The organism is Acinetobacter sp. ESBL14 (genome assembly GCF_036668815.1).
Lineage (GTDB): Bacteria > Pseudomonadota > Gammaproteobacteria > Pseudomonadales > Moraxellaceae > Acinetobacter > Acinetobacter gyllenbergii.
In genome coordinates, this window is record NZ_JAZEVS010000001.1 from 568,634 (window position 1) to 592,580 (window position 23,947).

Annotated in this window: 23 protein-coding genes; 11 read left to right on the forward strand and 12 right to left on the reverse strand. The window is 40.6% G+C overall.

The annotated features are described in order from the left end of the window. The 3 genes from dapF to V6E90_RS02725 all read left to right on the forward strand — a co-directional run bounded on the left by dapF (position 1) and on the right by V6E90_RS02725 (position 2,469). A complete protein-coding gene (gene dapF / locus V6E90_RS02715; protein ID WP_004805579.1) occupies positions 1-855 on the forward strand; it encodes a diaminopimelate epimerase in 855 nt (284 codons plus the stop codon). A 77-nt stretch (positions 856-932) separates the two neighbouring features. Continuing rightward, positions 933-1,859 carry an ADP-ribosylglycohydrolase family protein gene (locus V6E90_RS02720; RefSeq protein WP_065342470.1) on the forward strand — a complete coding sequence of 309 codons (927 nt, stop codon included), beginning with the start codon at positions 933-935 and terminating at the stop codon, positions 1,857-1,859. Position 1,860: 1 nt separating this feature from the next. Continuing rightward, positions 1,861-2,469, forward strand: a complete 609-nt coding sequence (locus tag V6E90_RS02725) for an alpha/beta fold hydrolase (protein ID WP_065342710.1) — start codon at positions 1,861-1,863, stop codon at positions 2,467-2,469. A 42-nt stretch (positions 2,470-2,511) separates the two neighbouring features. Here the strand turns inward: V6E90_RS02725 and V6E90_RS02730 are convergent, their stop codons facing one another. Further along, positions 2,512-3,126, reverse strand: coding sequence for a LysE family translocator (locus V6E90_RS02730; RefSeq protein ID WP_023270348.1), 615 nt, complete (start codon positions 3,124-3,126; stop codon positions 2,512-2,514). Between the two features lie 162 nt (positions 3,127-3,288). Between V6E90_RS02730 and xerA the strand changes: the two genes are divergently transcribed. The 5 genes from xerA (at position 3,289) to gyrA (ending at position 10,240) form a co-directional block, all read left to right on the forward strand. Then, complete coding sequence (xerA, locus tag V6E90_RS02735) at positions 3,289-4,176, forward strand: site-specific tyrosine recombinase/integron integrase (protein WP_167539947.1); 888 nt, start codon at positions 3,289-3,291, stop codon at positions 4,174-4,176. Between the two features lie 438 nt (positions 4,177-4,614). Then, positions 4,615-5,364, forward strand: a complete 750-nt coding sequence (locus V6E90_RS02740; protein ID WP_332604451.1) for an electron transfer flavoprotein subunit beta/FixA family protein — start codon at positions 4,615-4,617, stop codon at positions 5,362-5,364. Positions 5,365-5,381: 17 nt separating this feature from the next. Next, entirely contained in the window at positions 5,382-6,317 is a 936-nt protein-coding gene (locus tag V6E90_RS02745) for an FAD-binding protein (RefSeq protein WP_332604452.1), read from the forward strand. A 195-nt stretch (positions 6,318-6,512) separates the two neighbouring features. Continuing rightward, positions 6,513-7,154, forward strand: coding sequence for a hypothetical protein (locus V6E90_RS02750; RefSeq protein ID WP_262758715.1), 642 nt, complete (start codon positions 6,513-6,515; stop codon positions 7,152-7,154). Positions 7,155-7,510: 356 nt separating this feature from the next. After that, on the forward strand, positions 7,511-10,240 hold the full coding sequence (gene gyrA, locus V6E90_RS02755; RefSeq protein WP_332604453.1) for a DNA gyrase subunit A: 2,730 nt from the start codon (positions 7,511-7,513) through the stop codon (positions 10,238-10,240). A gap of 46 nt (positions 10,241-10,286) precedes the next feature. Here the strand turns inward: gyrA and V6E90_RS02760 are convergent, their stop codons facing one another. From V6E90_RS02760 to V6E90_RS02795, 8 genes are all read right to left on the reverse strand, one after another. Next, positions 10,287-11,933 (reverse strand): ArnT family glycosyltransferase, encoded by a 1,647-nt coding sequence (locus tag V6E90_RS02760; protein ID WP_332604454.1) that lies wholly within the window; start codon positions 11,931-11,933, stop codon positions 10,287-10,289. Positions 11,934-11,947: 14 nt separating this feature from the next. Next, positions 11,948-12,331 (reverse strand): GtrA family protein, encoded by a 384-nt coding sequence (locus tag V6E90_RS02765; protein ID WP_023270344.1) that lies wholly within the window; start codon positions 12,329-12,331, stop codon positions 11,948-11,950. Continuing rightward, positions 12,331-13,311, reverse strand: coding sequence for a glycosyltransferase family 2 protein (locus V6E90_RS02770; protein WP_262758712.1), 981 nt, complete (start codon positions 13,309-13,311; stop codon positions 12,331-12,333). Before V6E90_RS02770 ends, V6E90_RS02765 begins: the two co-directional genes overlap by 1 nt. Then, positions 13,308-14,102 (reverse strand): ChbG/HpnK family deacetylase, encoded by a 795-nt coding sequence (locus V6E90_RS02775; RefSeq protein ID WP_332604455.1) that lies wholly within the window; start codon positions 14,100-14,102, stop codon positions 13,308-13,310. The genes V6E90_RS02770 and V6E90_RS02775 overlap by 4 nt, the downstream gene beginning before the upstream one ends. A gap of 117 nt (positions 14,103-14,219) precedes the next feature. Further along, positions 14,220-15,308, reverse strand: coding sequence for an ABC transporter permease (locus V6E90_RS02780; protein ID WP_332604456.1), 1,089 nt, complete (start codon positions 15,306-15,308; stop codon positions 14,220-14,222). Then, positions 15,305-16,435 (reverse strand): ABC transporter permease, encoded by a 1,131-nt coding sequence (locus V6E90_RS02785; RefSeq protein WP_332604457.1) that lies wholly within the window; start codon positions 16,433-16,435, stop codon positions 15,305-15,307. Before V6E90_RS02785 ends, V6E90_RS02780 begins: the two co-directional genes overlap by 4 nt. 3 nt (positions 16,436-16,438) lie before the next feature. Continuing rightward, positions 16,439-17,602, reverse strand: coding sequence for an HlyD family secretion protein (locus V6E90_RS02790; RefSeq protein WP_332604458.1), 1,164 nt, complete (start codon positions 17,600-17,602; stop codon positions 16,439-16,441). Between the two features lie 12 nt (positions 17,603-17,614). Then, complete coding sequence (locus tag V6E90_RS02795) at positions 17,615-19,111, reverse strand: TolC family protein (protein ID WP_332604459.1); 1,497 nt, start codon at positions 19,109-19,111, stop codon at positions 17,615-17,617. Between the two features lie 350 nt (positions 19,112-19,461). On the opposite strand from V6E90_RS02795, the gene serC reads away from it, so the two are divergent. After that, positions 19,462-20,541 carry a 3-phosphoserine/phosphohydroxythreonine transaminase gene (serC, locus tag V6E90_RS02800; RefSeq protein WP_016540855.1) on the forward strand — a complete coding sequence of 360 codons (1,080 nt, stop codon included), beginning with the start codon at positions 19,462-19,464 and terminating at the stop codon, positions 20,539-20,541. A 75-nt stretch (positions 20,542-20,616) separates the two neighbouring features. On the opposite strand, the gene V6E90_RS02805 is transcribed toward serC, so the two are convergent. After that, positions 20,617-20,760 carry a hypothetical protein gene (locus V6E90_RS02805; RefSeq protein WP_004654651.1) on the reverse strand — a complete coding sequence of 48 codons (144 nt, stop codon included), beginning with the start codon at positions 20,758-20,760 and terminating at the stop codon, positions 20,617-20,619. Between the two features lie 36 nt (positions 20,761-20,796). Next, positions 20,797-21,735: a hypothetical protein gene (locus tag V6E90_RS02810; RefSeq protein WP_101236279.1), complete on the reverse strand. Its 939-nt coding sequence runs from the start codon at positions 21,733-21,735 to the stop codon at positions 20,797-20,799. 234 nt (positions 21,736-21,969) lie between these two features. Between V6E90_RS02810 and V6E90_RS02815 the strand changes: the two genes are divergently transcribed. Together V6E90_RS02815 and V6E90_RS02820 are read left to right on the forward strand one after the other, a co-directional pair. Further along, on the forward strand, positions 21,970-22,440 hold the full coding sequence (locus V6E90_RS02815) for a YaiI/YqxD family protein (RefSeq protein ID WP_016540857.1): 471 nt from the start codon (positions 21,970-21,972) through the stop codon (positions 22,438-22,440). 7 nt (positions 22,441-22,447) lie between these two features. Beyond that, a complete protein-coding gene (locus tag V6E90_RS02820; protein WP_332604460.1) occupies positions 22,448-23,341 on the forward strand; it encodes a DMT family transporter in 894 nt (297 codons plus the stop codon). Between the two features lie 14 nt (positions 23,342-23,355). Here the strand turns inward: V6E90_RS02820 and V6E90_RS02825 are convergent, their stop codons facing one another. Beyond that, positions 23,356-23,937 (reverse strand): PilZ domain-containing protein, encoded by a 582-nt coding sequence (locus V6E90_RS02825; protein WP_016540859.1) that lies wholly within the window; start codon positions 23,935-23,937, stop codon positions 23,356-23,358. Positions 23,938-23,947: the final 10 nt, after the last annotated feature.

Sequence of the window (23,947 nt, forward strand, 5' to 3'; positions counted from 1 at the left end):
ATGTATTTAGAATTTACCAAAATGCATGGGTTGGGCAATGATTTTATGGTCGTTGACCTTGTGACCCAGCGTGCTTATTTAGATACAGTCACGATTCAACGTTTGGCTGATCGTCATTTCGGTGTGGGTTTTGATCAACTACTGATTGTTGAGCCACCTGATTTACCAGATGTCGATTTTAAATATCGAATCTTTAATGCCGATGGTTCTGAAGTCGAGCAATGTGGTAATGGTGTGCGCTGTTTCGCTCGCTTCGTACATGAGCGTCAACTCACGACCAAAACCAAAATTCGTGTGCAAACCAAAGCAGGTATCGTTGAGCCTGAGTTGGGTGCCAATGGCTGGGTTCGTGTGAATATGGGACCACCAAAATTTCTGCCAGAAGAAATTCCATTTGTGACCCAAGAGCATGAAGATATTGAAGGTTTATACGCATTAGAGCTTGCAGATAATCAGAGCATTAATATTGATGTGGTGAACATGGGTAATCCGCATGCGGTCACCATTGTTCCTGATGTATTGACTGCGGATGTTGAGCGTATTGGTCCACAAGTGGAATCACATGCACGTTTTCCTGCACGTGTGAATGCTGGATTTATGCAAATTCTGGATGAAAAGCATATCCGTTTACGTGTATTTGAGCGTGGTGTCGGTGAGACTTTAGCCTGTGGTACAGGGGCTTGTGCCGCAGCGGTCAGTGGTATGCGCCGTGGTTTGCTGGCCAATGAAGTTGAAGTGCAGCTTGCTGGTGGTAAGTTACATATCGCTTGGCGTGAAGGTGATGTGGTGTGGATGACTGGTCCAACCACGCATGTTTATGATGCCCGTTTGGATTTAAGATATTTCCAAGGCTAAATTAGACTGATTTTAGGTAAAAAGTCTGAGGTTAGGCTTTTTACCTTTTGTTTTTACAATAATAAAATGTGAGAAAAATGAAAAATAAGATTCGTGGTGCTATTTATGGTTTATTAATCGGTGATGCGGTTGGTGTGCCTTATGAATTTAACTTACCTGAACAACTCCCTCATATTGTTGATATCGATATGATTCCGCCTAAAAATTTTAGTCGAACCTATCCTGATATTCCAATTGGCACCTGGTCCGATGATGGTGCACAAGCTTTGTGTTTATTGGCATCTTTACTTCATTGTCAAAAGTTAGATCCAGTTGATTTAATGAATCGCATTGCGAATTGGTATCAGTTTGGATATATGGCTCCTGATTATCATGTATTTGATGTGGGTGTGCAGACAGCAACAGCCATTCGACAATATTTACAAGGCACGCCAATTATGCAAGTCGCGATTGATGATGAACATGCTAATGGCAATGGGGCATTGATGAGAGTTCTACCATTAGCGTTGTGGCATCAAGGGACAGACGAGGCATTAATTTTAGCTGCCTATTTACAATCTCATATTACCCATGCGCATCTACGCTCAAAAGTATGTTGTGCTTTATATTGTTTATGGGCGAGATATATTTTAAAAGGGATGACGATTAATGCCGCGTGGTCACATGCTGTGACTATCTTAAGAGGGTATTATGGAAATCGACCAGATGAATTGGAGCAATTAGAATTTTTCATCCGCCCTGATGATTTAGAGGGAGGAACGGGAAGCGGTTATGTTGTGGATTGCCTCAAATCAGCTTATTTAGCCTTACAAGAGTCCAGCTACCAAGCCGTGATAAAAAAAGCAATTTCTTTGGGGCGTGATACGGATACAACAGCATGCGTGGCTGGTGGATTGGCAGGACTTGCTTTTGGGTATGAGGATATTCCTGCTGTATGGTTACAGCAGTTAAGAGCCAAGGAAATGGTTGAGCCTTTGCTTGCACAATTGATAGATGGCTTATGAGATGAACTTAGTCTTTCTTGCGGGCGCATCAGGCAATACACAATTTTGGAATCCGCTGATTGCACAGATTCCTCATCATTATACAAAGCAAGTGATTGCGTACCCTGGTTTTCATGGGGTGGCAACAGATCCAGACATTAACAGTTTTGATGATCTGAGTCATTATGTGCTTGCACAGATTCAACAGCCTTCTATTCTGATTGCCCAATCCATGGGTGGAATCTTTGCGATTGCAGCAGCATTACAGAAATCAGATTTGGTGAAAGGTTTAGTGTTGATTGCAACTTCGGGTGGAATTAATTTAGACCGATTTCAAGTTCAAGACTGGCGGCAGTTTTATCAGCAGGAATATATTGAATATCCTGATTGGTTTGTGACCACGAAAGTCGACTATGAGCAACATTTACCAGATATCGAGGTGGGTACTTTATTGATCTGGGGTAATCAAGATCCGATTAGTCCGATTGAGGTTGGACAATATTTAAATCAGATCTTGCAAAAAGCCAAACTCTATATCGTTGATGATGGTGATCATCAACTTGCAGAGAAATGTGCAGATGAAGTCGTCATACAAATTAATGATTATTTAAAAAATTTAGAGCAGGAATGAAATGGATATTGAGCGTGCCGTGAACAGCACGCTTTTTATTGTTTATCGTTTGCTGAAAGCCAGTTTCAATGCAAACAAAATAAAAATACTGCCTGTGATGCGATCCATGTAGCGAATAAATTTAGGTTGTTTTAAATAAGCAGAAATGGACTGCATTGCAGCGATCAGAAAAATTGACCAGATCAAGCCGATCACGACATGAATCATCACCAGCCCCATAGTCCATATAATTGGAGACGAAGACTGTGGAATAAACTGTGGCAAAAAGGAAATATAGAAAATACCGACTTTGGGATTGAGTAAATTGCCCCAAAAACCTTTAATAAACCAGTTTTGTGTTGTCACTGTTGAATCGTTTACATTCGCAAGTTGGCTACGGGGTTTTAAAAGGAGATTGAGTCCTAACCATGTCAGGTAAATTGCACCCATCCATTTCAAGGCATTGAAGGCCAGATCCGAAGTCATCAGCAACGCACCTAAACCACAGGCCACAATAATTCCCCATACAATACAGCCAAGATTAATCCCCAAAGCCGCCTGAAAGGCTTTTGCTTTGCCCTCCAAGGTGGCAGTACGAATAATCAGCGTGGTATCTAAACCCGGAGTAAGCGTGAGCAAAGTAATTGCAATGAGATAAGGAATAAGCATGGCTGTCATTGGTCAAGCACCATTTAAAACTTGGAAATGATTGTAGTACAGAGCAATAGATTCTTCGATATTTGTTTAATGATAAAGAGAAGTAAAATTTGCTAGACTGTAGCCGTAGTTATAGGCATAACACTGGAGAGCAACTTGGAAAGCCCTGAAAAACTGCTGTCCATGTGGTTAAAAGAACGGATCATTCAAAATCAGTCTGAACATACCATTGCAGCCTATCAGCGTGATTTAACCGATTTCTTTAAGTTTTGTGAATATAAACAACTGCAACTGCAAGATGTTGAAGCTTCTGATTTGCGGGAATATCTGGCGGCAAGGGTTGAGCGAGATCAACTGAGTAGCAGTAGCTTACAGCGTCATTTAACGTCAATTCGCCAATTTATGAAATGGGCAGAACAAGGTCAGTATTTAGAACAGAATCCATCTGAAGATTTTCGATTAAAACGCCAACCGCGACCTTTACCAGGGATGATTGATATTGAAACCGTTCACCAAATTTTAGACCAAGCAGCACCAGAGAAACCGATCGAACAACAATTATGGTTACGTGATAAAGCCATGCTCGAATTGCTTTATTCCAGTGGTCTTCGTTTGGCAGAATTACAAGGATTGACGATTAAAGATGTCGACTTTAATCGGCAACTGTTACGGATTACAGGGAAGGGCAATAAAACACGTATTGTTCCTTTTGGTTTAAAGGCCAAAGACAGTTTGGTTGAATGGTTGAAAATCTATCGAATTTGGCTAGGTGGCTTTAATGCGGATTCATCGGTTTTTATCTCACAACGTGGTAATGCCTTAACACCACGTCAAATTGAAAATCGGGTCAAGTTACAAGCACAACGTGCAGGTGTGAATGTCGATTTACATCCTCATTTATTACGCCATTGTTTTGCCAGTCATATGCTGTCTGCCAGTGGGGATTTACGTTCTGTACAAGAGATGTTGGGGCACAGTAATTTGTCGACTACCCAGATTTATACCCATGTTGACTTCGAACAACTGGCTAAAGTGTATGATCAAACCCATCCGCGTGCGCAAAAAAGCTAATTCTTGATATATTATGTTGCAAAATTGAGCGTTTAATAGTCGACTACTTTTCCTGTTTATTTCTGGTATTCGTTTAATTGCTGTTCTTACTTAATTGCCACGTTTTTGCAAAATCCAAAACACTTGTAATTTTGCTAGAAACGATCAGTTACAGATCATCCTTAGTTAAATTAAAATACCTGTTTTAGATCGTTGAATTTTATAAAATATTAAAAAAATCAAAGTTTAATATTCATCATATTTATAAGCTAAATTTGTAGCACCGATAATTATTTTCAATATGTGAACTGAGCGTTTCATCTTTTTTATTGCCATAGCGGAAATTGTGACTTGACCGAAATGCCAAATACATTGCAAGATAGGGCACCTAAAAAGTTTCAATCGAAGAGTTAGAATGCTCTTCATTACATTTACTTGCTTAGAACAGCCGAGGATTACATGAAGGCTCTTGTCGCTGTAAAACGTGTGGTTGATGCCAACGTAAAAGTTCGTGTTAAGCCGGACAATAGTGGGGTTGACCTTACCAACGTTAAGATGTCAATCAACCCATTCTGTGAAATCGCAGTGGAAGAAGCGGTTCGCTTAAAAGAAAAAGGAACAGTTTCTGAAATCGTTGTTGTTTCAGTGGGTTCTAAAGACGCTCAAGAACAAATTCGTTCTGCAATGGCTTTAGGTGCTGACCGCGGTATTTTAGTTGAAACTGCTGATGAAATTGGTGCTCTAGAAGTTGCTAAAATCTTGAAAGGCGTTGTTGATGCTGAAAAACCAGAACTTATTCTTCTTGGTAAACAAGCAATTGATGACGACTCTAACCAAGTAGGTCAAATGCTTGGTGCTTTACTTGGTGCAGGTCAAGGTACTTTCGCATCTGAAGTTAAAGTTGACGGTGGTAAAGTTCAAGTAACTCGTGAAGTTGACGGTGGTTTACAAACTGTTGAGCTTGCACTTCCTGCAATCATCACCACTGACTTGCGTTTGAATGAGCCACGTTATGCTGCTCTTCCAAACATCATGAAAGCGCGTAAAAAACCGCTTGATACTAAGTCACCTGCTGATTATGGCGTTGCAACAGGCACTAAGCTTAAAACAATTAAAGTTGAAGCTCCTGCTGAACGTAAAGCTGGCGTACAAGTGAAGTCTGTAGACGAGCTTGTTGAAAAATTGAAAAACGAAGCGAAAGTGATCTAATACAGAAGGATAAAATCATGAGTATTTTAGTTATCGCTGATCACAACAACCAGACACTTAACGGTGCAACTTTAAACGTTGTTGCGGCAGCTCAAAAAATCGGTGGTGATATTACTGTATTAGTTGCTGGTTCTGGCGCTCAAGCAGTTGCTGACGCTGCTGCTAAAGTTGCTGGCGTGAGCAAAGTATTACTTGCTGACAATGCAGCTTATGCAAACCAATTGGCTGAAAACGTTGCTGGCTTAGTTGCTGACATCGCGAAAGGCGGTTACAAATACGTATTAGCTGCTTCTACAACAACAGGTAAGAACGTTCTTCCTCGCGTTGCTGCGCTTCTTGACGTAAGCATGATCTCAGACATTATCGCTGTTGAATCTGCAAACACGTTCAAGCGTCCAATCTACGCAGGTAATGCAATCGCAACTGTTCAATCTGACGAAGCAATTATCGTGGGTACAGTTCGTGGTACAGCGTTTGATGCTGTTGCTGCTGAAGGCGGTTCTGCAACAGTTGAAACGGTTGCTGAAGCGAAAGATGCGGGTATTTCTAAGTTTGTAAGCGAAGAAATCGTGAAACTAGATCGTCCAGAGTTAACTGCTGCACGTATCGTTGTTTCTGGTGGTCGTGGTGTCGGTTCTGGTGAAAACTATCACAAAGTACTTGATCCATTGGCTGACAAGCTTGGTGCTGCTCAAGGTGCTTCACGTGCTGCGGTAGATGCTGGCTTTGTACCAAACGACTTCCAAGTAGGTCAAACAGGTAAAATCGTTGCGCCAGATCTTTACATGGCGATTGGTATCTCTGGTGCGATTCAGCACTTGGCAGGTATGAAAGATTCTAAAGTTATTGTTGCAATCAACAAAGACGAAGAAGCGCCAATCAACAGTGTTGCTGACTACTGGTTAGTGGGTGATTTGAACACTGTAGTACCTGAATTGGTATCTAAACTTTAATTCGCTCTGAATGAAGTTGAAGAACGCTCCGTAAGGGGCGTTTTTTTTGTGTGATAAAAAAGTTGAAGAATGAAAAGAATAGAAAGTGTTGCTTTTTAATCAGTATTAATCATTAATATTATTTATAAGTGTACTTGCTGGTACACTTTTGTTAAGATTGTTATTTATCCATTTTCTTGGATAGGTTATCTCCCCATGAAATTTAATATGCGCTTTAATGCTGGAGCGTTTGGCTTGTCCATTATGTTATTTGTTATCTGGTTCTTAGCCTTAGCTAAGGGGAGCTGGTTAACGATGTGGAATGTGCATTTAATCGAAGATATTCAAGCATTGATACTATTAGCGGGGGTACCTTTCACTTGGTTGTATATGAAGCCAAAAACGCTTACAGATCAAAAGAAATGGTTTTGGATGTGGGCGATCGCTTGGTGGTTCATGTTTTTTGGTCGAAGTATTAGTTGGGGCCGGGATTTTTTCCCTGATATTCCACGCCTTTATTTTAGAGTTATTTCTATTTTTGTAATCGCACCCGTTGTATTGATGCTGTTCTCTTCAAAATTACGAGCTGAAATCCAATACATACTGTGGCATGTCAAGTTCCCATTTTGGTATTTGTTGGTTGCAATCACATCATTGTTTTTTGCTGATTGTGTTGAACATCATCGCTTTATTTATACATGGCTATTCAGCGATATGTTAAATCAAGACATCGTAGAAGAGCTTTATGAAACACCTTTTATTCTAGCTTTGTTTTGCATGGCTTTTTATTTTATGCAACAGGATAAGATCAGTGAGTCTGATCAGCAATCGTTGCAAATACAAAAGAGAATATCTTGATAAATTTAGGGTTTGGCATTTAAGCAAGCATAAGCTTGAGTAAATGCCGAGTCTTTTTGATTTCATTTAAATATGCTGTTTTGATCAATAATTTGCCGATCTTTTGTACAAAAAATATAACAATCAATTTTTCTTAATTAGGTCTGTATTTGATAATTTTAAGTTGTTCATTTATATAATTTTTTTATTGTAAAAAAATGCTATTTTTAGATACTTAAACTCACAGTTGGTTTGTGCTTTGTGCTATAATTTTTCGCTGTATTTTTTATTTTTAGTTCAAGCCCTTGAGCTAAAATTTTGCAAGATTGAAGACATAAAAACAGGTACAACTCTCTACCTGTAAACAAGGAGTATGCATGAGCGTATCGGAAATCAGACCGATTGCCATTGAGGACGAACTCAAGCATTCATATCTAGATTACGCGATGAGCGTAATTGTATCTCGTGCATTGCCAGATGTTAGAGACGGTCTAAAACCTGTTCATCGTCGCGTATTATATGCGATGCACGAATTGGGCAATGATTATAACAAAGCGTACAAAAAGTCTGCTCGTGTAGTTGGGGATGTGATCGGTAAATATCACCCTCATGGTGACAGTGCAGTATACGAAACAATTGTTCGTATGGCGCAGGACTTCAGCTTGCGTTACATGTTGGTTGATGGTCAGGGTAACTTCGGTTCAGTCGATGGGGATAGCGCAGCAGCAATGCGTTATACCGAAGTTCGTATGCAAAAACTCACCCATGAAATCTTAGCTGATCTAGAAAAAGATACGGTTGATTGGGAAGATAACTACGACGGTTCTGAGCGTATTCCTCAAGTAATGCCAACGCGTATTCCAAATCTTTTGATTAATGGTACGACAGGTATTGCGGTAGGTATGGCGACCAATATGGCGCCACACAACATGACCGAAGTGGTCAATGCATGTTTGGCCTATGCCAATAACCCGAATATCTCTGTAGAAGGTTTGATGGAGCACATTACTGGCCCAGATTTCCCTACAGGCGGTATTATTTACGGTAAATCAGGCATCGTAGATGCTTACCGTACCGGTAAAGGCCGTTTGCATATTCGTGGTAAATATCATTTCGAAGAAGACCAGAAAACAGGTCGTACCACGATCGTCTTTACTGAAATTCCTTATCAGGTCAACAAGGCAAAAACCATTGAGCGTATTGCCGAGTTAGTCAAAGAAAAGAAACTTGAAGGGATTTCTGAACTTCGAGACGAGTCTGATAAAGACGGTATGCGTATTGCCATCGACTTGAAGCGTGGTGAAAACGCTGAAGTTGCGGTGAATAATTTATTCTTGCATACACAATTACAAAACTCGTTCAGCATCAACATGGTCTGTCTCGATAATGGTCAGCCAAAGTTGATGAATCTGAGAGAGATTATTGCGGCATTTATTCGTCACCGCCAAGAAGTCGTGACACGTCGTACCATGTACGAATTGCGTAAAGCACGCGAGCGTGGTCATATCTTGGAAGGTTTGACGGTTGCCTTAGCCAATATTGATGCCATTATTGAAACCATCAAAACTTCGGCTAACCCAGCTGAAGCGCGCGAGCGTTTACAAGCAGGTGAGTGGGCCGGTGGTGGTGTGGTTGCATTGCTTGAAAAAGCAGGCGCTATCTCTGTTCGCCCAGATGAGATTGAAGGCGAAGACCCAACACGTCCATTTGGCTTGTCGGGTGATATCTATCGTTTGTCACCGACTCAAGTTGGCGCGATCTTAGAGTTGCGTTTACACCGCTTAACGGGCTTGGAACAAGACAAGTTACACGCAGAATATACTGAAATCTTAGGTCAAATTGCCGAATTAACTGCAATTCTGAATGATTTTAACCTACTGATGAATGTGATTCGTGAAGAGCTTGCGTTGATCTTGCAACAATATGGTGATGGTCGTCGTACTGAGATTGTCGAGTCTGGTGTTGATTTCTGCCGTGAAGACTTGATTCCTGAAGAGCAAGTTGTATTGACTGTATCTCAAACAGGTTATGCGAAAACTCAGCCACTGTCTGATTATCAAGCGCAACGTCGTGGTGGTCGTGGTAAGTCTGCAACAGCAATGAAAGATGATGACATCATCCAACATTTAATTGTGGCGTCAAACCATGCAACGGTACTGTGCTTTACCAATGTGGGTAAAGTTTACCGCTTACGCGTATTTGAAGTTCCGCAGGCTTCGCGTGGCGCAAAAGGTCGTCCAATTATTAATTTGCTTCCACTGGATGCGAATGAGACTGTGACTGCGATCTTGCCATTGACGGAATTCCCTGAAAATCACTATGTGTTTATGGCAACTGCGTCAGGTACGGTCAAACGTGTTGAACTTGCACAATTTAGTAATGTTCGTTCAAACGGTTTACGTGCAATTGAGCTGAATGAAGAAGATACCTTGATTGGTGTTGCGATTACCGATGGTAACCAGCAGATCATGTTGTTCTCGAATGAAGGTAAGGCAATTCGTTTTGCTGAAACTGATGTTCGTGCCATGGGGCGTACTGCCAAAGGTGTACGTGGTATGCGTGTCAGCTTCGCTAGCAATACCATTGAAGCTGAAGATGCGGATGTTGAAAATGATGACAGCGATGACAATGATGATTCATCAGATTCAAACTTAGTCAGCCGCATTGTTTCACTCGTCGTTGTGCCTGAAACGGGTGAGGTGTTGTGTGCATGTGCCAATGGTTATGGTAAGCGTACCCCAGTTGATGACTTCCCAACCAAGAAGCGTGGCGGTAAGGGTGTAATCGCGATTAAGACCAGTGAGCGTAATGGTGAGCTTGTCGGCGCAGTATCAATTGATGAAAGCAAAGAACTCATGTTGATTTCTGATGGTGGTACTTTGGTACGTACACGTGCTGCGGAAGTTGCAACCACAGGCCGTAATGCACAAGGTGTTCGTTTGATCCGTTTAAGTGATGCTGAAACCTTAGTTGGTGTGGTATCTATTGAAGCAGTGGAAGATGACGAAGAGTTAGATGCGATTGACGAAGTAGAAAATAGCGAAGCTGAAGCAATCACTTCTGAACAAGTGGCGGCTGAGCCGAAAGATGACACACCTGAAGCCTAAGGCTTTTAGGAAAGAAAAAAGGAAGCTCATGGGCTTCCTTTTTTCTTTAGGGGATCTGGTTGAACAAAAACACATCATAGTTACGGTAGTGTAGAACCTTTATACTGTGATCTTTGGGGGTATAGCCACCAGGATTGCTAATAAGGAGTACGGGTTGTTTCTGATTTAGTCTGTCTTGGAGTTGCTGCTTATTCCATAAATAGTGTTGACGCTCAGGCTCAAATAACAGGCCATCTTTAAGTTCAAGTGACGAGTTATCTGTTTTGACACTTTCCCAATCATTGACAATATAGACTGGTTTTTTTAAGTCTAATAAAAAGGGAAGGTCGTAAAAGTAGTTATAATAAAAGACCACCTCCGATTTGGGATTCATCGATTTTGCAAAGTCGACTTGGTCAGCATTGTTCTTGGTGTCGAGAACGCGGGCAGCTGCGGAAATAGAGGTACAAAACAGGATCAAACTTAAAAAAATTGCAGTTAAATAATCTATTTTCTTGTGTTTACATAACAGCATTAAGCTGAAAGGAATAATACAGAGCATCGCACCAAGGCTATAGATCTGAATCGTATGTGCTTGATAGAAAGCATGCGCATTCTTGATCAAATGCGGTGCTAAAGTAATTGCTAGTCCTAATACAAAAATAAAAACAGCTGTTCCCCAGATTTGCAGTTTATTTTTATCAGGATTCTCCAATGCAGATCGTACAGCAACAGCGAGTAAGATTGCGATTGGGGCGACAGCTGGTAAGATATAACCTGCTAATTTTGAGGGAGGAATTGAGAAAAAAATACTTACCGAGATAAACCACCATAAGCATAGTGCCAATAAAGATGGAGAAAGTGATGCTTGAAAAATACGTTTTGGAAATTGAAACCGACTGACAAAGAACCATGGCAAAAAACTCACAAACAGAATCAGATAATAGAAAAACCACGGTTGCTTATTGTTAAAGCCATTGGAACTGAAGCGATTAAATTGTTGATCAATGAAGAAATAGTGTAAAAATTGTGGGTATTTTAATTGAACCAAATAGATCCATGGCGCAGTGAAAGCAAGGAAAAACAGAATTGCGAACGGGTTGAGTAAGGCGGGGATTTTTCGCCATTGCTGTGTGTAAAGCAACCATGGTAGTAAAACCATGCCAGGGATTAACACGCCAATCAACCCCTTACTCAAGAAGCCCGCCGCTGCTGCAAAGTAAGCTAAAAATAAAACTGACTTTTTCCCTGAGAGAGTAAAGTCAGCAAAACTTAAAATACAAACCGTCATCCATGAGGCCACTAACAAGTCATGGTTGATATATTCGCTGCTACCGTAAAATAATAAACTGGTTGCCAGAATTATAATGCTGAGTTGGGCAATCTGTTCCGAGACATGTTTTTTTAAAAAAACAAAAAGGCTGATTAACATCATGCTGCCCGCTAAGGTTGGAACCAGTCGCAGTACCCATGTATGAACCCCGAATACCTCCATCAAAGCTGTTGAAAGCCAATGCAACAAAGGGGGCTTGTGCATAAACGGTAAGCCATTTAGGCGTGGAATTAACCAGTCTCCAGATTCCAACATGTAACGGCTGATATCGCCATATCTTCCTTCATCTGGTACGGATAGCGGGCGAATCCATGATGTCATCAATAGCCAAACGGGTAAAAAGAGAAGTAGAAATTTGGATGATCGTAGCCATTGTTGCATATAATGAATCCCTATTATTGAAATGCAAAATAACGGTTGAGTAAAAACGTAAAAATTGAGGTGATGCCAATACTACAAATAACCAGCATCGAAATTGGGAGATCAAAGTAATGCTGACTGACTAATAAAACGGATTCATTCAACATGAATCCTAGCCCAGCTACGACGATAAACTTCTTCAGGGTTTCTCTGTGCTGTAGATGTGTGGCTTGAAAAGTCAAAATACGATGACCAAAGTAGCTGACCCAGAAAGCGATGAAAAAGGCGAAGAGGTTTGCATATTTTAATGAGACCTGGTATTGGGGGCGAATCAGCAGTATCACAAGAAGGTAGTGTGAAAGTGCCGCAATCAAACCAACAATACCAAAACGACACAGCTGTAGAACATGAGTTTGCATTAGAGTGAAACTACATTATTTTGCTTATCATGCGCGAATGGTTTAGCTGGTGTATGTGAATATTCAGCAGAAACAATATATTTGGGACGGTTTTTGACTTCCGCATAAATACGACCAATATATTCACCTAAAATCCCAATACAGAGTAGTTGGATACCACCTAAAAGTGTCATTCCAGCGGCTAAGGTGGCCCAACCAGGGACACGGATACCTTCAATCATCGTTTCAACAATGATCCAAACGCCGTAACTCATTGCAAAGAATGCAAGTAGTGCACCGAGATAAACACATAAGCGTAAAGGGAGGTCTGAAAATCCAGTTAATCCTGACATTGCGAGTTGAAGCAAGGCCTTAAAATTAAAGCTAGAATGACCATATTGACGCTGCTGTTCAGTAAAGTGGATACCAATACTCTTGAAACCGACCCATGCATATAGCCCTTTCATATAACGGTTTTTTTCAGGAAGCTTTCTTACTGCTTCAACGACTTTTGCATCGAGCAGACGAAAATCACCCGCATTTTCAGGAATATCGACAGAAGAACTTAAATTCAAAACGTGATAATAGCCTTGGGTAAAAAGCTTTTTCAACCAAGATTCGGTACTCCGATCCCGAATGCCATACACCATGTCATAGCCATCTTTCCAGAGTTGCAGCATGGTTGGAATTGCATCGAGCGGATGCTGAAAATCGGCATCGATCAGCAACGCAGCATCACCTGTAACGTAGTCCAGACCTGCACTTAAGGCTGCTTCTTTGCCAAAATTACGAGAGAAAGTGACTATACGTAGCGGATAGTCATCTAGCATTTGCTGTAAAATAGCGATGCTATCGTCTTGACTACCGTCATCAATAATAATGATCTCGTAGTGTAAATTTTGTTGTTCTAATTGCAGGGCCAAAGCTGGGATAAACTTTTTAAGGTTTTCTGCTTCGTTGTAGGCAGGAACAACGCAAGATAAAAATGGACTGTTTATCATAATAATATATCCATTGGGCTCAGTGTAATGTGATAGCGCTGACAGTCAGAGTGAAATTGGGCTGAATTTAAATAATAGAATTCTTGAACACGTGCAGTTGAAATTGGATCTTGTTGATCAGTTGCTTGTGTAGCAGGGTGGCACATGATCAATAAATTATCCTGAGCATGTTCAAGCCATTGTTGATTTAAATGGGCATAGTTGTTGGATTCAAAGTTATAGATCCCCGCGAAATACCGATTTTGTCGAATTTTTTGTTGCTGGCATATTGCGGCTAGTTTAGATGCACCAAGTGTTGAGAGTAGGTGTGTTTTGATCTTGTGATGAGAGGCTGGGATGGGGTGCTGTAGATTTCTAATCCAACCTTGAAAATTTTGTTGCTTCAGGAAACTAACCAAGACCTCCCGAATCATGGGAAATTGGTGGATGTGTTGATGGCCGTCAATAAAATCAGGCTGCTTCCCCATAGCTGCAACAAACGCATTCCACTGTTGCTCAATACTTTGCTGAATCAGTTTGCTGTCCAGCTGTCGCCCCCATGCTTTGAGCATCAGTATTGGTAATGGAAAGGTAGTGATTACTGAGCTAAATGCATGAGTGAAATTCAGGTGTAAACCGACTTGGATATTATTGGAGATTGTCTTGAGCTGTTGTGCTGCAGCTGGCCAATACTCTGCTTGGGTCATGCAAGAAGTTGCATGTAAAGCGCCTGTTTTGATCAGCAATAGTATCGCATTTGAAATTTCAGGATTCATTGCGAAGTCATCAGCGCAATAGCATACTTTAGCCATATCCATGCCTCAATTTATGTGGATTAAAAGGTATGCTAGATTTAGCCTTACCTTTTAATGCCTACGATTGAAGCAATATGCCAAGAGATCCTTAATCTCAACTTAAAGCGAAAAACACTATTTTTTAACCAGACGATAATAAGAAATCGCCAATAATATTGCAGCAACAGTTGCAAGATAAATCAGTTTTGGTACCACAATGGCAGTTGGTACGCCCATCTGATTGAGCTGAACAAACATTTGTACACCATGGGTTGAAGGTAGTGTCCATGCAAAGTATTGCATCCAATGTGGCATGGCTTCATGTGGCCACGCCGTGCCTGTCAGCAAAAATAGGGGGACGGACGTCACCACAATCAAATGACCCACTCGTTCTGGCATATCGACCAGTGAACCGACCAGCATCCCTAATCCAATCACGCAGCTGACATAAATCGGTACGGCAAGCAGCATGCCCCAGAAATTGCCGCCATGTGGATACTCATATAACCAGAAGGTAAAGCCAAATAAATACATGCAGCCTAAACAACCCGTGGTAAAGATTGCTGCAAAAGTGGCCCAGAACTCGACAGGTTTTGCCACCCAGCCTTGTTCACGATAACTGGCAATCAGCATGGCAAGGCCAAGCAAAATAGTCTGATGAATAATCAAACTGGCCACAGCAGGGAAGATATAACTGCCATAACCCGACAGGGTATTAAACAAAGGAATTTGATGAATTGAAAGTTCTGGTTCAAAAGCAGAAGCATTGCCAAATTTTTCCAAATGCTCTTTTAAGGTATATTCAATTGAGCTTGCTAAGCCTACACCTACTTCTTTGGTTCGAATGAAATAAGCGGTACTGAGATATAGGCCAATCCCTCCCATCTCGCCACGTTTTAAGCTATTGGTGAGATTTTCAGGAAGTAGCAAAATACCTTCAGCTTGCTGGTTTTTCACCATCCGTTGTGCTTCGAGAAAGCTATCTGTCACGGTGGTGATCTTAATATGCGGGCTATTCGATGCTTGGCTAATGATTTTTGAAGTTAAAATGCTTTGTTCTTCATCCACAATCACAATCGGGATATCTTCTGCAGATTGTGCTTTATAGGCAGTAGGATAGAAAAAACTATAGAGCAAGATTGCCGCAATGAGGGTGGTAAATACCGAGCTATTGGAAAAGATATTTTTAAAGGTCTGTAGGTAATAGCCGAAAAATGATTTCATGAGCATAGCTCCTGAGTATTTTTCTTTAATAGACGGACACTTAGCACAAAAAATAAGCCTGCAAAGATCAGTAGTATCCCTAATGGAAGCAGTGAAACATACAGATCACTGCCAATTATCCATTGCTCAGTTTGTAATTTGGCATAAGGGGTGTAGGGAATAATCATTGACCAGAATTGAGTAAATGCAGGGGCATTATTCAAGGGTAGGGTAATGCCTGAGAAACTCGGTGAAGATCCGCCATAAAGTGCGATAAAACCAAAGGTTTTGGGTAAATTCTGAGTAGCTAATACCACTGTACTGCTAATCACGGCATAGGCAAAATACAGCAAAAACTGTGCAACCAGAATGAGCGTCAGTGAACCCGCGATAAAGTAACCACGTATATGTGTGAGCCAGAACATCCAGCACCAAGTCCAAGCACAGAAAATAAAGACATAGAGCAGGATTTTACCCAGTAGGCTGGAGACAATTTGTTTTGAGTTCACCCATTCGCCAACGGTCTTGCGCTTAAATTCCTGACCAATGGCAAAAGCCACACAGCAACATAGGAGTAAATGTAAGACTGCTGGTACCATAAACGGTTCCAGAAATAGTTCATAACTCATACTTGGATTATAAAGCGTTGAGATTTTAATATGTGGTGTGGGCATGTCTAAATAGGGAATAGTATTGGCTAAATAACTTTGCCCCATATAATCAGCCAGACCATTTAAGGTACTGATCAGCATGGCAGAGGAAATGGTATTCCCGATACTAAAAAAAGACTGGTTATAGGCAATGCTGATCTGCGCATCTTGGGCTTTGACCAGACGTTGCTCAGCCCCTTCAGGGATCATCACGAATCCCCACGCTTCGGTTTTATTGATGAGTCGTTCGGCTTCATCTTGGCTAGCCGTAATGGTTTTAACCTTTAAGGTGTGATTAATGCTGAGCGCATGAATCACCTTACGACTCATTTCACTTTGATCTTGATCAATCACCACAATGGGTAAATGTTCAGCTTTACCCGCTGAAAACATGCTGCCAAACAACAGAATCACCAGTAACGGGGCAATAACCGCCATAAAAAAATCAACTTTATGGCGTTTTAAATAGTGCAATTCCCGCAGCATCACTGCAAACATCGCTTATTTTGCCTCTTCAATTTTAAACAAGACACTCATACCAACTTTTAAGTCTGGAATGCTTTGCTCTGGAACCAAGTGGAACTTAAAACTGCGAATATCATAGCCGCCTGTCTGACGTGTAGTTTTGATGGTTGCAAAGTCACCTTCAGCATCAATATTTTTGACTTTAAAGGTTGCTTTCTGGTTCAGCGCAGGAATAAAGCCTTCTAAAGTTTTAGTTTTATAAACTGAACTATACATGTCTTCGCGAACATTCAAGCTGATCCACAAATCATGATCTTCGATAATGCTGACTACAGGAACACCCGTTGCGACAAGTTCGGTGGGCTTACCGTAAGTTTTAGATACGGTTCCGTCTGTTGGTGAATACAGTTTGGTTTCTTCAGTCAGGGCATTGGCTTCTTTTACTGCGGCTTGAGCCATCGCAACTTGTGCATCGGCAGTTGATTTTTGTTGTTCAGTACTTCCACGTTTGGCACGGGCATATTGTTGATAAGATGCTTCGGCAGTTTCACGGGCAGAGGTTTGTGCTGCCAGCATTTCATCACGGCGTTGACGCGAGATTACACCTTGTTGAAATAAAGTTTCACCACGCTTATAAGTTGTCGCTGCTAATTCTGCTTGGGTTTTCATCGCTTGCCAATTGGCATATAGGGTATCGATATTCTCTTGTTGAGCACCACGATATACCGTTGAATGAAAAGCGGTCGCACTTTGTAATGCCGCTTGTGCTTGTTCTTTTTTCGCTTCTAATTCAGGGCTGACAAAACGAACCAATGCTTGGCCTTTTTTAACAGTTTGACCTTCAGACACATAGAACTCTTCTATACGGCTTGGAACTTTGGTGCTGATATGCACTGTTTCTGATTCAACTCGACCTTGTAACTCAATCGCTTGGGGTTGATAGGCTTTCCATAAACCAAATGCAATCAGACCCAAAAGCAGGATTAAAATAATGAAGCCGATAATTTTTGCCTTGCCTTTTTTCGGTGGCTCAGCAGGTGGTTGTTGCTGATTTGAGGTGGTGGTATCAGGTTTGAGTGGATCCACTTTTTCTACAGGTGCAATTTGTTCAGTCCGGGTGTTGGTGTCTTGAGTTTCAGCGGCGTTACCCACTTGATCTGTATCGCGTTCTGAATTGGATGATGATTGATCTTGGCTCATAAATTTCTCCAATTAGCGGATATAGTCAGTACGTGGTTGATTAACATAAAGCTTGAACTCATCAATCGAACCATAGCTTTGTAATAAAGTCGCTAAAGATAAGATGTATTTATATGAATTTATCGCCATCTCACTTCTTAATGCGCTGAAAGCATTTTGTGCATCAATCACTTGAGTTGCCGTACCCATACCTTCTTTAAATGAAAGCTGTTGGATACGTAAGTTCTCTTGTGCGGCTTTGGTGTTTTGGGTTAACAGTTGATGGCTGGTTTGAGATGCATTTAATTCGCTATAAGATTTGTACAGCACATTTTCGACTTCTTGCTTGGTGCGCTCTGTCATTAATTCAGCAGCATATTTTTTCAGTTCGGCAGCACGGATATTTTTATTGTTATCAATGCCAGAGAATAAATTGTATTTGGCCATCACACCGACAATCCAGTTCTCTTTATTGTCCAGCCCATATTCACCAAAGGCAAACAAACTTGGTTTTTTCGCAGATTGTTGTACTTTGATATTTTCGTTGGCAAGTTGGGTATCCATTTGCAGCTTTTTAATCAAACTTGAATTTTGATCATAATTTGCAAGCAGTTTGTCCAGTGAATGATTTTGGCTGGTATTTACAAACAGGGGAGTAGTGAGGTTTAGGGCTTCTTTACTCTGTAATAGGTTTTTGAGACTAAACTGGCTCGCTTGTAGATTTGACTGGGCATTTTGATAGGTACGTTCTGCATTATTCCGCGCCACTTCAAATTGCATACGCTGGCCTTTATTAATAAAGCCTTGTTTCTCTAATTTGAGCGCGTTGTTATAGTGTTCTTGCATTGCATTTAAATTAAACAGGCTGGCATTGAGTAACTGTTGTTGCAATTGCACATTAAAATAGGATTGGATCATTTCAAAACGTTGTGAATCTTGTTGTTGCTTTTCACTGATGTTTGAGCGTTGCGCTTGAATCGTTGCAATTTGCTTCGCACTGCTAATTTTACCGCCAGTATAGAGCGGCATGACCATTGAGATGGAGGTGCGGACATCATGATCTTTGACCGTAACATCTAAATTATTGGGAACCTGGTTTAACCCTTCATTAACCGTCTGATCAAAACCTTGACTGACTTGATCAATTACTTCTGGCGGAAGCACGTTGCCCCATTGTGATAATTTATCATCAAACCCACGAGTGAGTGAGTTTTCCAGTCGACGTTTACTCGATTCTAGGGGTACGCTGGTTTCACTATGAAATGAATAGGCACGGGCATTTAAATCAATGCGGGGTAAGCCGAGATGTTTTACAGCTTCCATTTCAAGTTGGGAGGCCTGTTGCAAGGCTTGTTGGGCTTGTGTCGAATAGGCATTTTCCACAACATATTGTTCAGCTTCGCTATAACTCAATGTTTGTGCAAATACAGCCGTAGAAAATAGGGCACAGCTGATTAAGCCTATACTCAAGCTTAACATTTTAGGAAAGTGCTGGACCTTAAAACTCGGTCGATCATGTCGTTTCAACATTTGGTTATGTCGCAATTTAATAATATCCTGACTAAGTCTAAATTCTTTTTGTAAAATTAAAATAATATGTTTTTAATTAAATAGTTATATCTCCACTTTTGGTGTAGTGAAATTGTAAAAAGTAGAGTTTTTAATCTAAATAAATCTTTGAAAAAAAGATGAAAATGAGCTGTTTTAATCGACTATTGAACCTTGGCCTAAAATATCATTTATACATCCAATAGGATTGAAAAATTAATATCATTTTCTTGGTTAAATTGAAATATTTACGCGATAAGCTGCTGCAAGCTTCGCCAATCTATGGTTAAATTCCCATTCCAATTTGTTCCACTTTAACAAGGGAAAAACTCATGCGTGCTTATAATTTCTGCGCTGGTCCTGCTGCATTACCTACTGCCGTTTTAGAAAAAGCTCAACAAGAATTGTTGAATTGGCAGGGCAAAGGTCTATCGATCATGGAAATGAGTCATCGTAGCAATGACTATGTTGCTGTGGCAGAGAAGGCTGAAGCTGATTTACGTAAGCTCATGAATATTCCTGAAAACTATAAAGTCTTGTTTTTACAAGGTGGCGCATCCCTACAATTTTCAGCAATTCCATTAAATCTGCTTGGCAAGAATAATAAGGCAGATTATATCCATACGGGTATTTGGTCTGAGAAAGCACTCAAAGAAGCGAAACGTTACGGCGATATCAATATCGTTGAAGCAGGTACGCTCATTGATGGTAAACATGCGATTACTGAGCAAAGTGCATGGAACCTTTCAAACGATGCTGCTTATGTGCATTATGCGGATAACGAGACCATTGGTGGTTTGCAATTTGCTGCGATTCCAGAGGTGAATGCGCCGTTGGTTTGTGATTATTCATCTAGTATTTTGTCTGCGCCATTGGACGTCAGCAAATTTGGATTGATTTATGCGGGTGCGCAAAAGAATATTGGCCCAGCGGGTTTAACGATTGTCATTATTCGTGATGATTTATTAGATCAAGCGAAACCTGAAATTCCAAGTATCTTAAAATATGCGGATCAAGCTAAAAATGGTTCAATGGTGAATACACCTGCAACCTACGCATGGTATTTATCTGGTCTTGTGTTTGAATGGTTGCTTGAGCAGGGTGGGGTAGATGCGATCTATAAAGTGAACCAAGAGAAAGCCAAACTACTGTATGGTTATATTGATTCTAGCGATTTCTATAATAACCCAATTGCCATTCCAAACCGTTCAATGATGAATGTACCTTTTACATTAGCGGATGAGGCACTTGAAAAGACCTTCTTACAAGAAGCTGAACAACATCACTTATTGAACTTGGCAGGCCACCGTTCAGTGGGCGGAATGCGTGCGAGTATTTATAATGCTGTACCGTTGGAAGGTGTGCAAGCATTGGTGAACTTCATGGATGAGTTTGCGAAGCGTCATGGTTAAGCCATAAGGTGTCGATAAAATAAAAGCCCTCAACATTGAGGGCTTTTATATGCGAATAGGGTAGTGGTCAAAAAGTTAAAAAAAGCCAATTCGATGAAACATGAGTGCTGCTAAAAACATACCAAGTAAAAAAAAGCAAAAAGCACCAACATCAAGTTTAAGACCTTGATCACTCGAATGAATCAGACTGGTGGTCGTTTGTTCTGGTATAATTTTCATTAGAACGCCTAAAAATGCCATTTATGTGATTTTTTGTCACTTAACTGCAGTTTTAGCATAAATATTGGCCTGAATCCATAGGTTGCCACGAATATATTGGCCAATGTTAAAGTTTTTATACAATTCATTTTTGGTGGCAATACGAATTAAGATTGCAGGTAAATCATCTTCTAATACCAGCGTGACGTCATAAAGGGTATATTCATCCTGCATAAACTGCATTGATGTTTTACCGACGATATTACCTTGGAACCAAGCTTCATCTTCTTGACCAAGCGTTTCACCGAATAAATAAGCCACCATTTTAGAAAAGTCGACAGTGACAGGTTCTTGATCTTCTGGCGTTTTTGGTTGCCAGTCATTAATTAGTTCCTGTAAGTTCTCTGGCGCAATTCCATTATGTTCTGCCAAAATTGCATTTAATGCACGGTGATGTTTAATTGAAGCAGGGTCGTCAACAATGATTTTCTCATCGTCAGATACTGTTTCCAATTCATATGCCCAAGCATTAAATTGAACTTGATAGGTTTGATTCTTGTCATATTGACAGCTATTTACGCTGAATAAATTATCAAAGGCATAAATAATGGTATTTTTATTTAAGTTTAAACGTAATACCGCCTGAGTCGAAGAGTTACAGGTAATAATTCGTTCGATTTGCGCATCATATTTATAAGGACTTTCAAAACTTGGAAATGCTGTTTTTAATGCACGTGGTTTTTGGTCTTCAACGGCAATAATCTGGTTGATCGAAACGGCTTGACCACTTGGGCCTTGAATCAACCAAAATGATTGATCCATCTCATGTTCATCTTGGCATAGTCCCATTGGCATTACGGGTGCATCAAGTGCCAATCCTAACCATTTGGGAACATCTGTTTCGGGCGTATCGGTCAATAAGTTCCAATGCTCGACATGATTACCGAAATTTTGATCTTGAATTTTAATGGTTTCTGGACTGTTTTGATTTTTCATAAAGCGTAATGCTAAAAAGATTGAACTTACTCTATTAAATCGAGGGTAACTGTCATATTTCAAGTCTGAATCTGTAATTCAGTACAAATTAATTTATTTTTTAGCGTGAAATATCAATATGCTGTTCAAGCACGAGACATAGCAACAATCAGCCTAATCACATGCATGATCTTCACTCTACTTTTACCGTAATCTGTTACACTGTGTTTTTTATTCTCAAGAGCTTTTGCCAACGTGCTGCCATTTAAATTGTGGGTAGATGCTGATGCTTTGCCTAAAATTTTGCGTGAAGTGATTCTGAGAGCATCTGATCGTTATCAACTCGAAGTTACTTTTGTTGCCAATCAGAATGTTGGTATTACCCCATCACTACGGATTAAATCCATTCAAGTGATGAGTGGGGCGGACCAGGCTGATCAGGAAATCGTAGATCGCATGCAAGAGAATGACATTGTCATTACGCAGGATATTCCGCTTGCAGCACAAGTGATTGAGAAAGGTGGTATTGCCATTCATCCACGTGGTGAAATTTATACGACTGCCAATGTGAAAGCACGTCTGCATTTGCGTGATTTTATGGATACCTTACGCGGTGCAGGGGTCCAAACGGGTGGCCCGCCACCAATTTCAGAACGAGATAAGCGAGAGTTTTCCAGTTCACTGGATCAGACCATTTTAAAACAAAAACGTAAAACAGCTTCTTGAGTTTGCCATGCCATCACGTATCAATTTAATGCTGACTTATGGTCTGTTGGTCTTCATTTGGGCAACTACACCTTTGGCGATTGTATGGAGTGTTTCTGATATCCATCCGATGTGGGCATTGGTTATACGTTTTTTTATTGCCTTACCATTGTCGGTTAGTGTGTTATGGCTGTTAAAGGTGAAATTTCCGACCCATAAAGTTGCGTTATTGAGTTATGCTGCCGGTTCTTTAAGTCTGATTGGCTCACAAATTTTTACCTATGCTGCGACTGCTTATTTGAGTTCTGGTCTAATCGCTTTAATGTTTGGCTTAGCGCCAATTATGGCGGGATTGATTGGGCGTTTTGGCTTTCAACAGAAACTGGCAGGATTACAGTGGTTGGGTATGGCAACATCGATTGTTGGACTTGCATTGATTTGCTTAAGTGGCAGTCAGCAACATGTACAGCCAATTGGTATTATTTTAATGCTGGTGAGTGTTTTTTCTTATTCCTTATCCATTTTTTTAGTGAAAAAGATTAACGCAGAGTTACCTGTTATGGCGCAGGCAACGGGTTCAATTCTAGTTTCAACACTATTGGCGATGTTATTGTTGCCTTGGATTTGGCAATATGCACCTACGCATTTTCCTTCTGTTAAATCGTTATTGGCGCTGATATATACTGTCGTTATGGCTTCGCTGATTGCGATGTTTTGTTACTTCAAATTAGTGCAGAACTTGAAAGCCACCACCTTGTCTCTGACCACGGTGATGACACCGATGCTGGCGATTTTGATCGGAGCATACTTGAACCATGAACAATTATCTGCTCAGGTTTTTATTGGGGCGAGCATTATTTTAATCGGGTTAGTCCTTTATTTCTTTAGAGACCTACGCGCATATCGCCGTTTAAAAATATAACTGATCCTTAGTTTTTAACTGGCTTCTGCGGGTTGCGTTTGTCGAATACTGGCAGCCAATTTAGCGCGATCCTGTGGATTAAGAGTAATGAAATAGGCGCCAATTCGGAATTTACCTTGTTCTTCCGCAGTACTGTGTGCTACTTGCGCTGTTGCCGCAATATGGAAAAAGTTTTCAGGATGACTGAGGGTGATATGGATATAAGTACCTTCGTTAATATCTTGAGAACTAAAGAAACTTAAACCATTCTCAGAAAAATTGACTTGCTCGGGTACGGGCAGTAATGATTGCACGATATTGTCGTAAAAAGAGCCTGTAATCAGATTCAATTTTTGGTTAAAAAGGGATAAGATGCGAGCAATTTGTTGATCTTTTTCATTTAATTGTTCTAATTCGTAGCGAAACGCATGATCAAATTGATCTAATTCTGCAAGTAGTAGAAAATAGCGCGGTAATACGAAATGGGAATCATATGGGTCATTCAGCGCAACATCATCTGGAATGATTTGATAGTTGATTCTCAACACGGCATCAATACGAGACATCACTCGACGTTCAGTGTTGTCGTCAACAAGATGATGTTGTGAATTTTCCATAATAAATCAC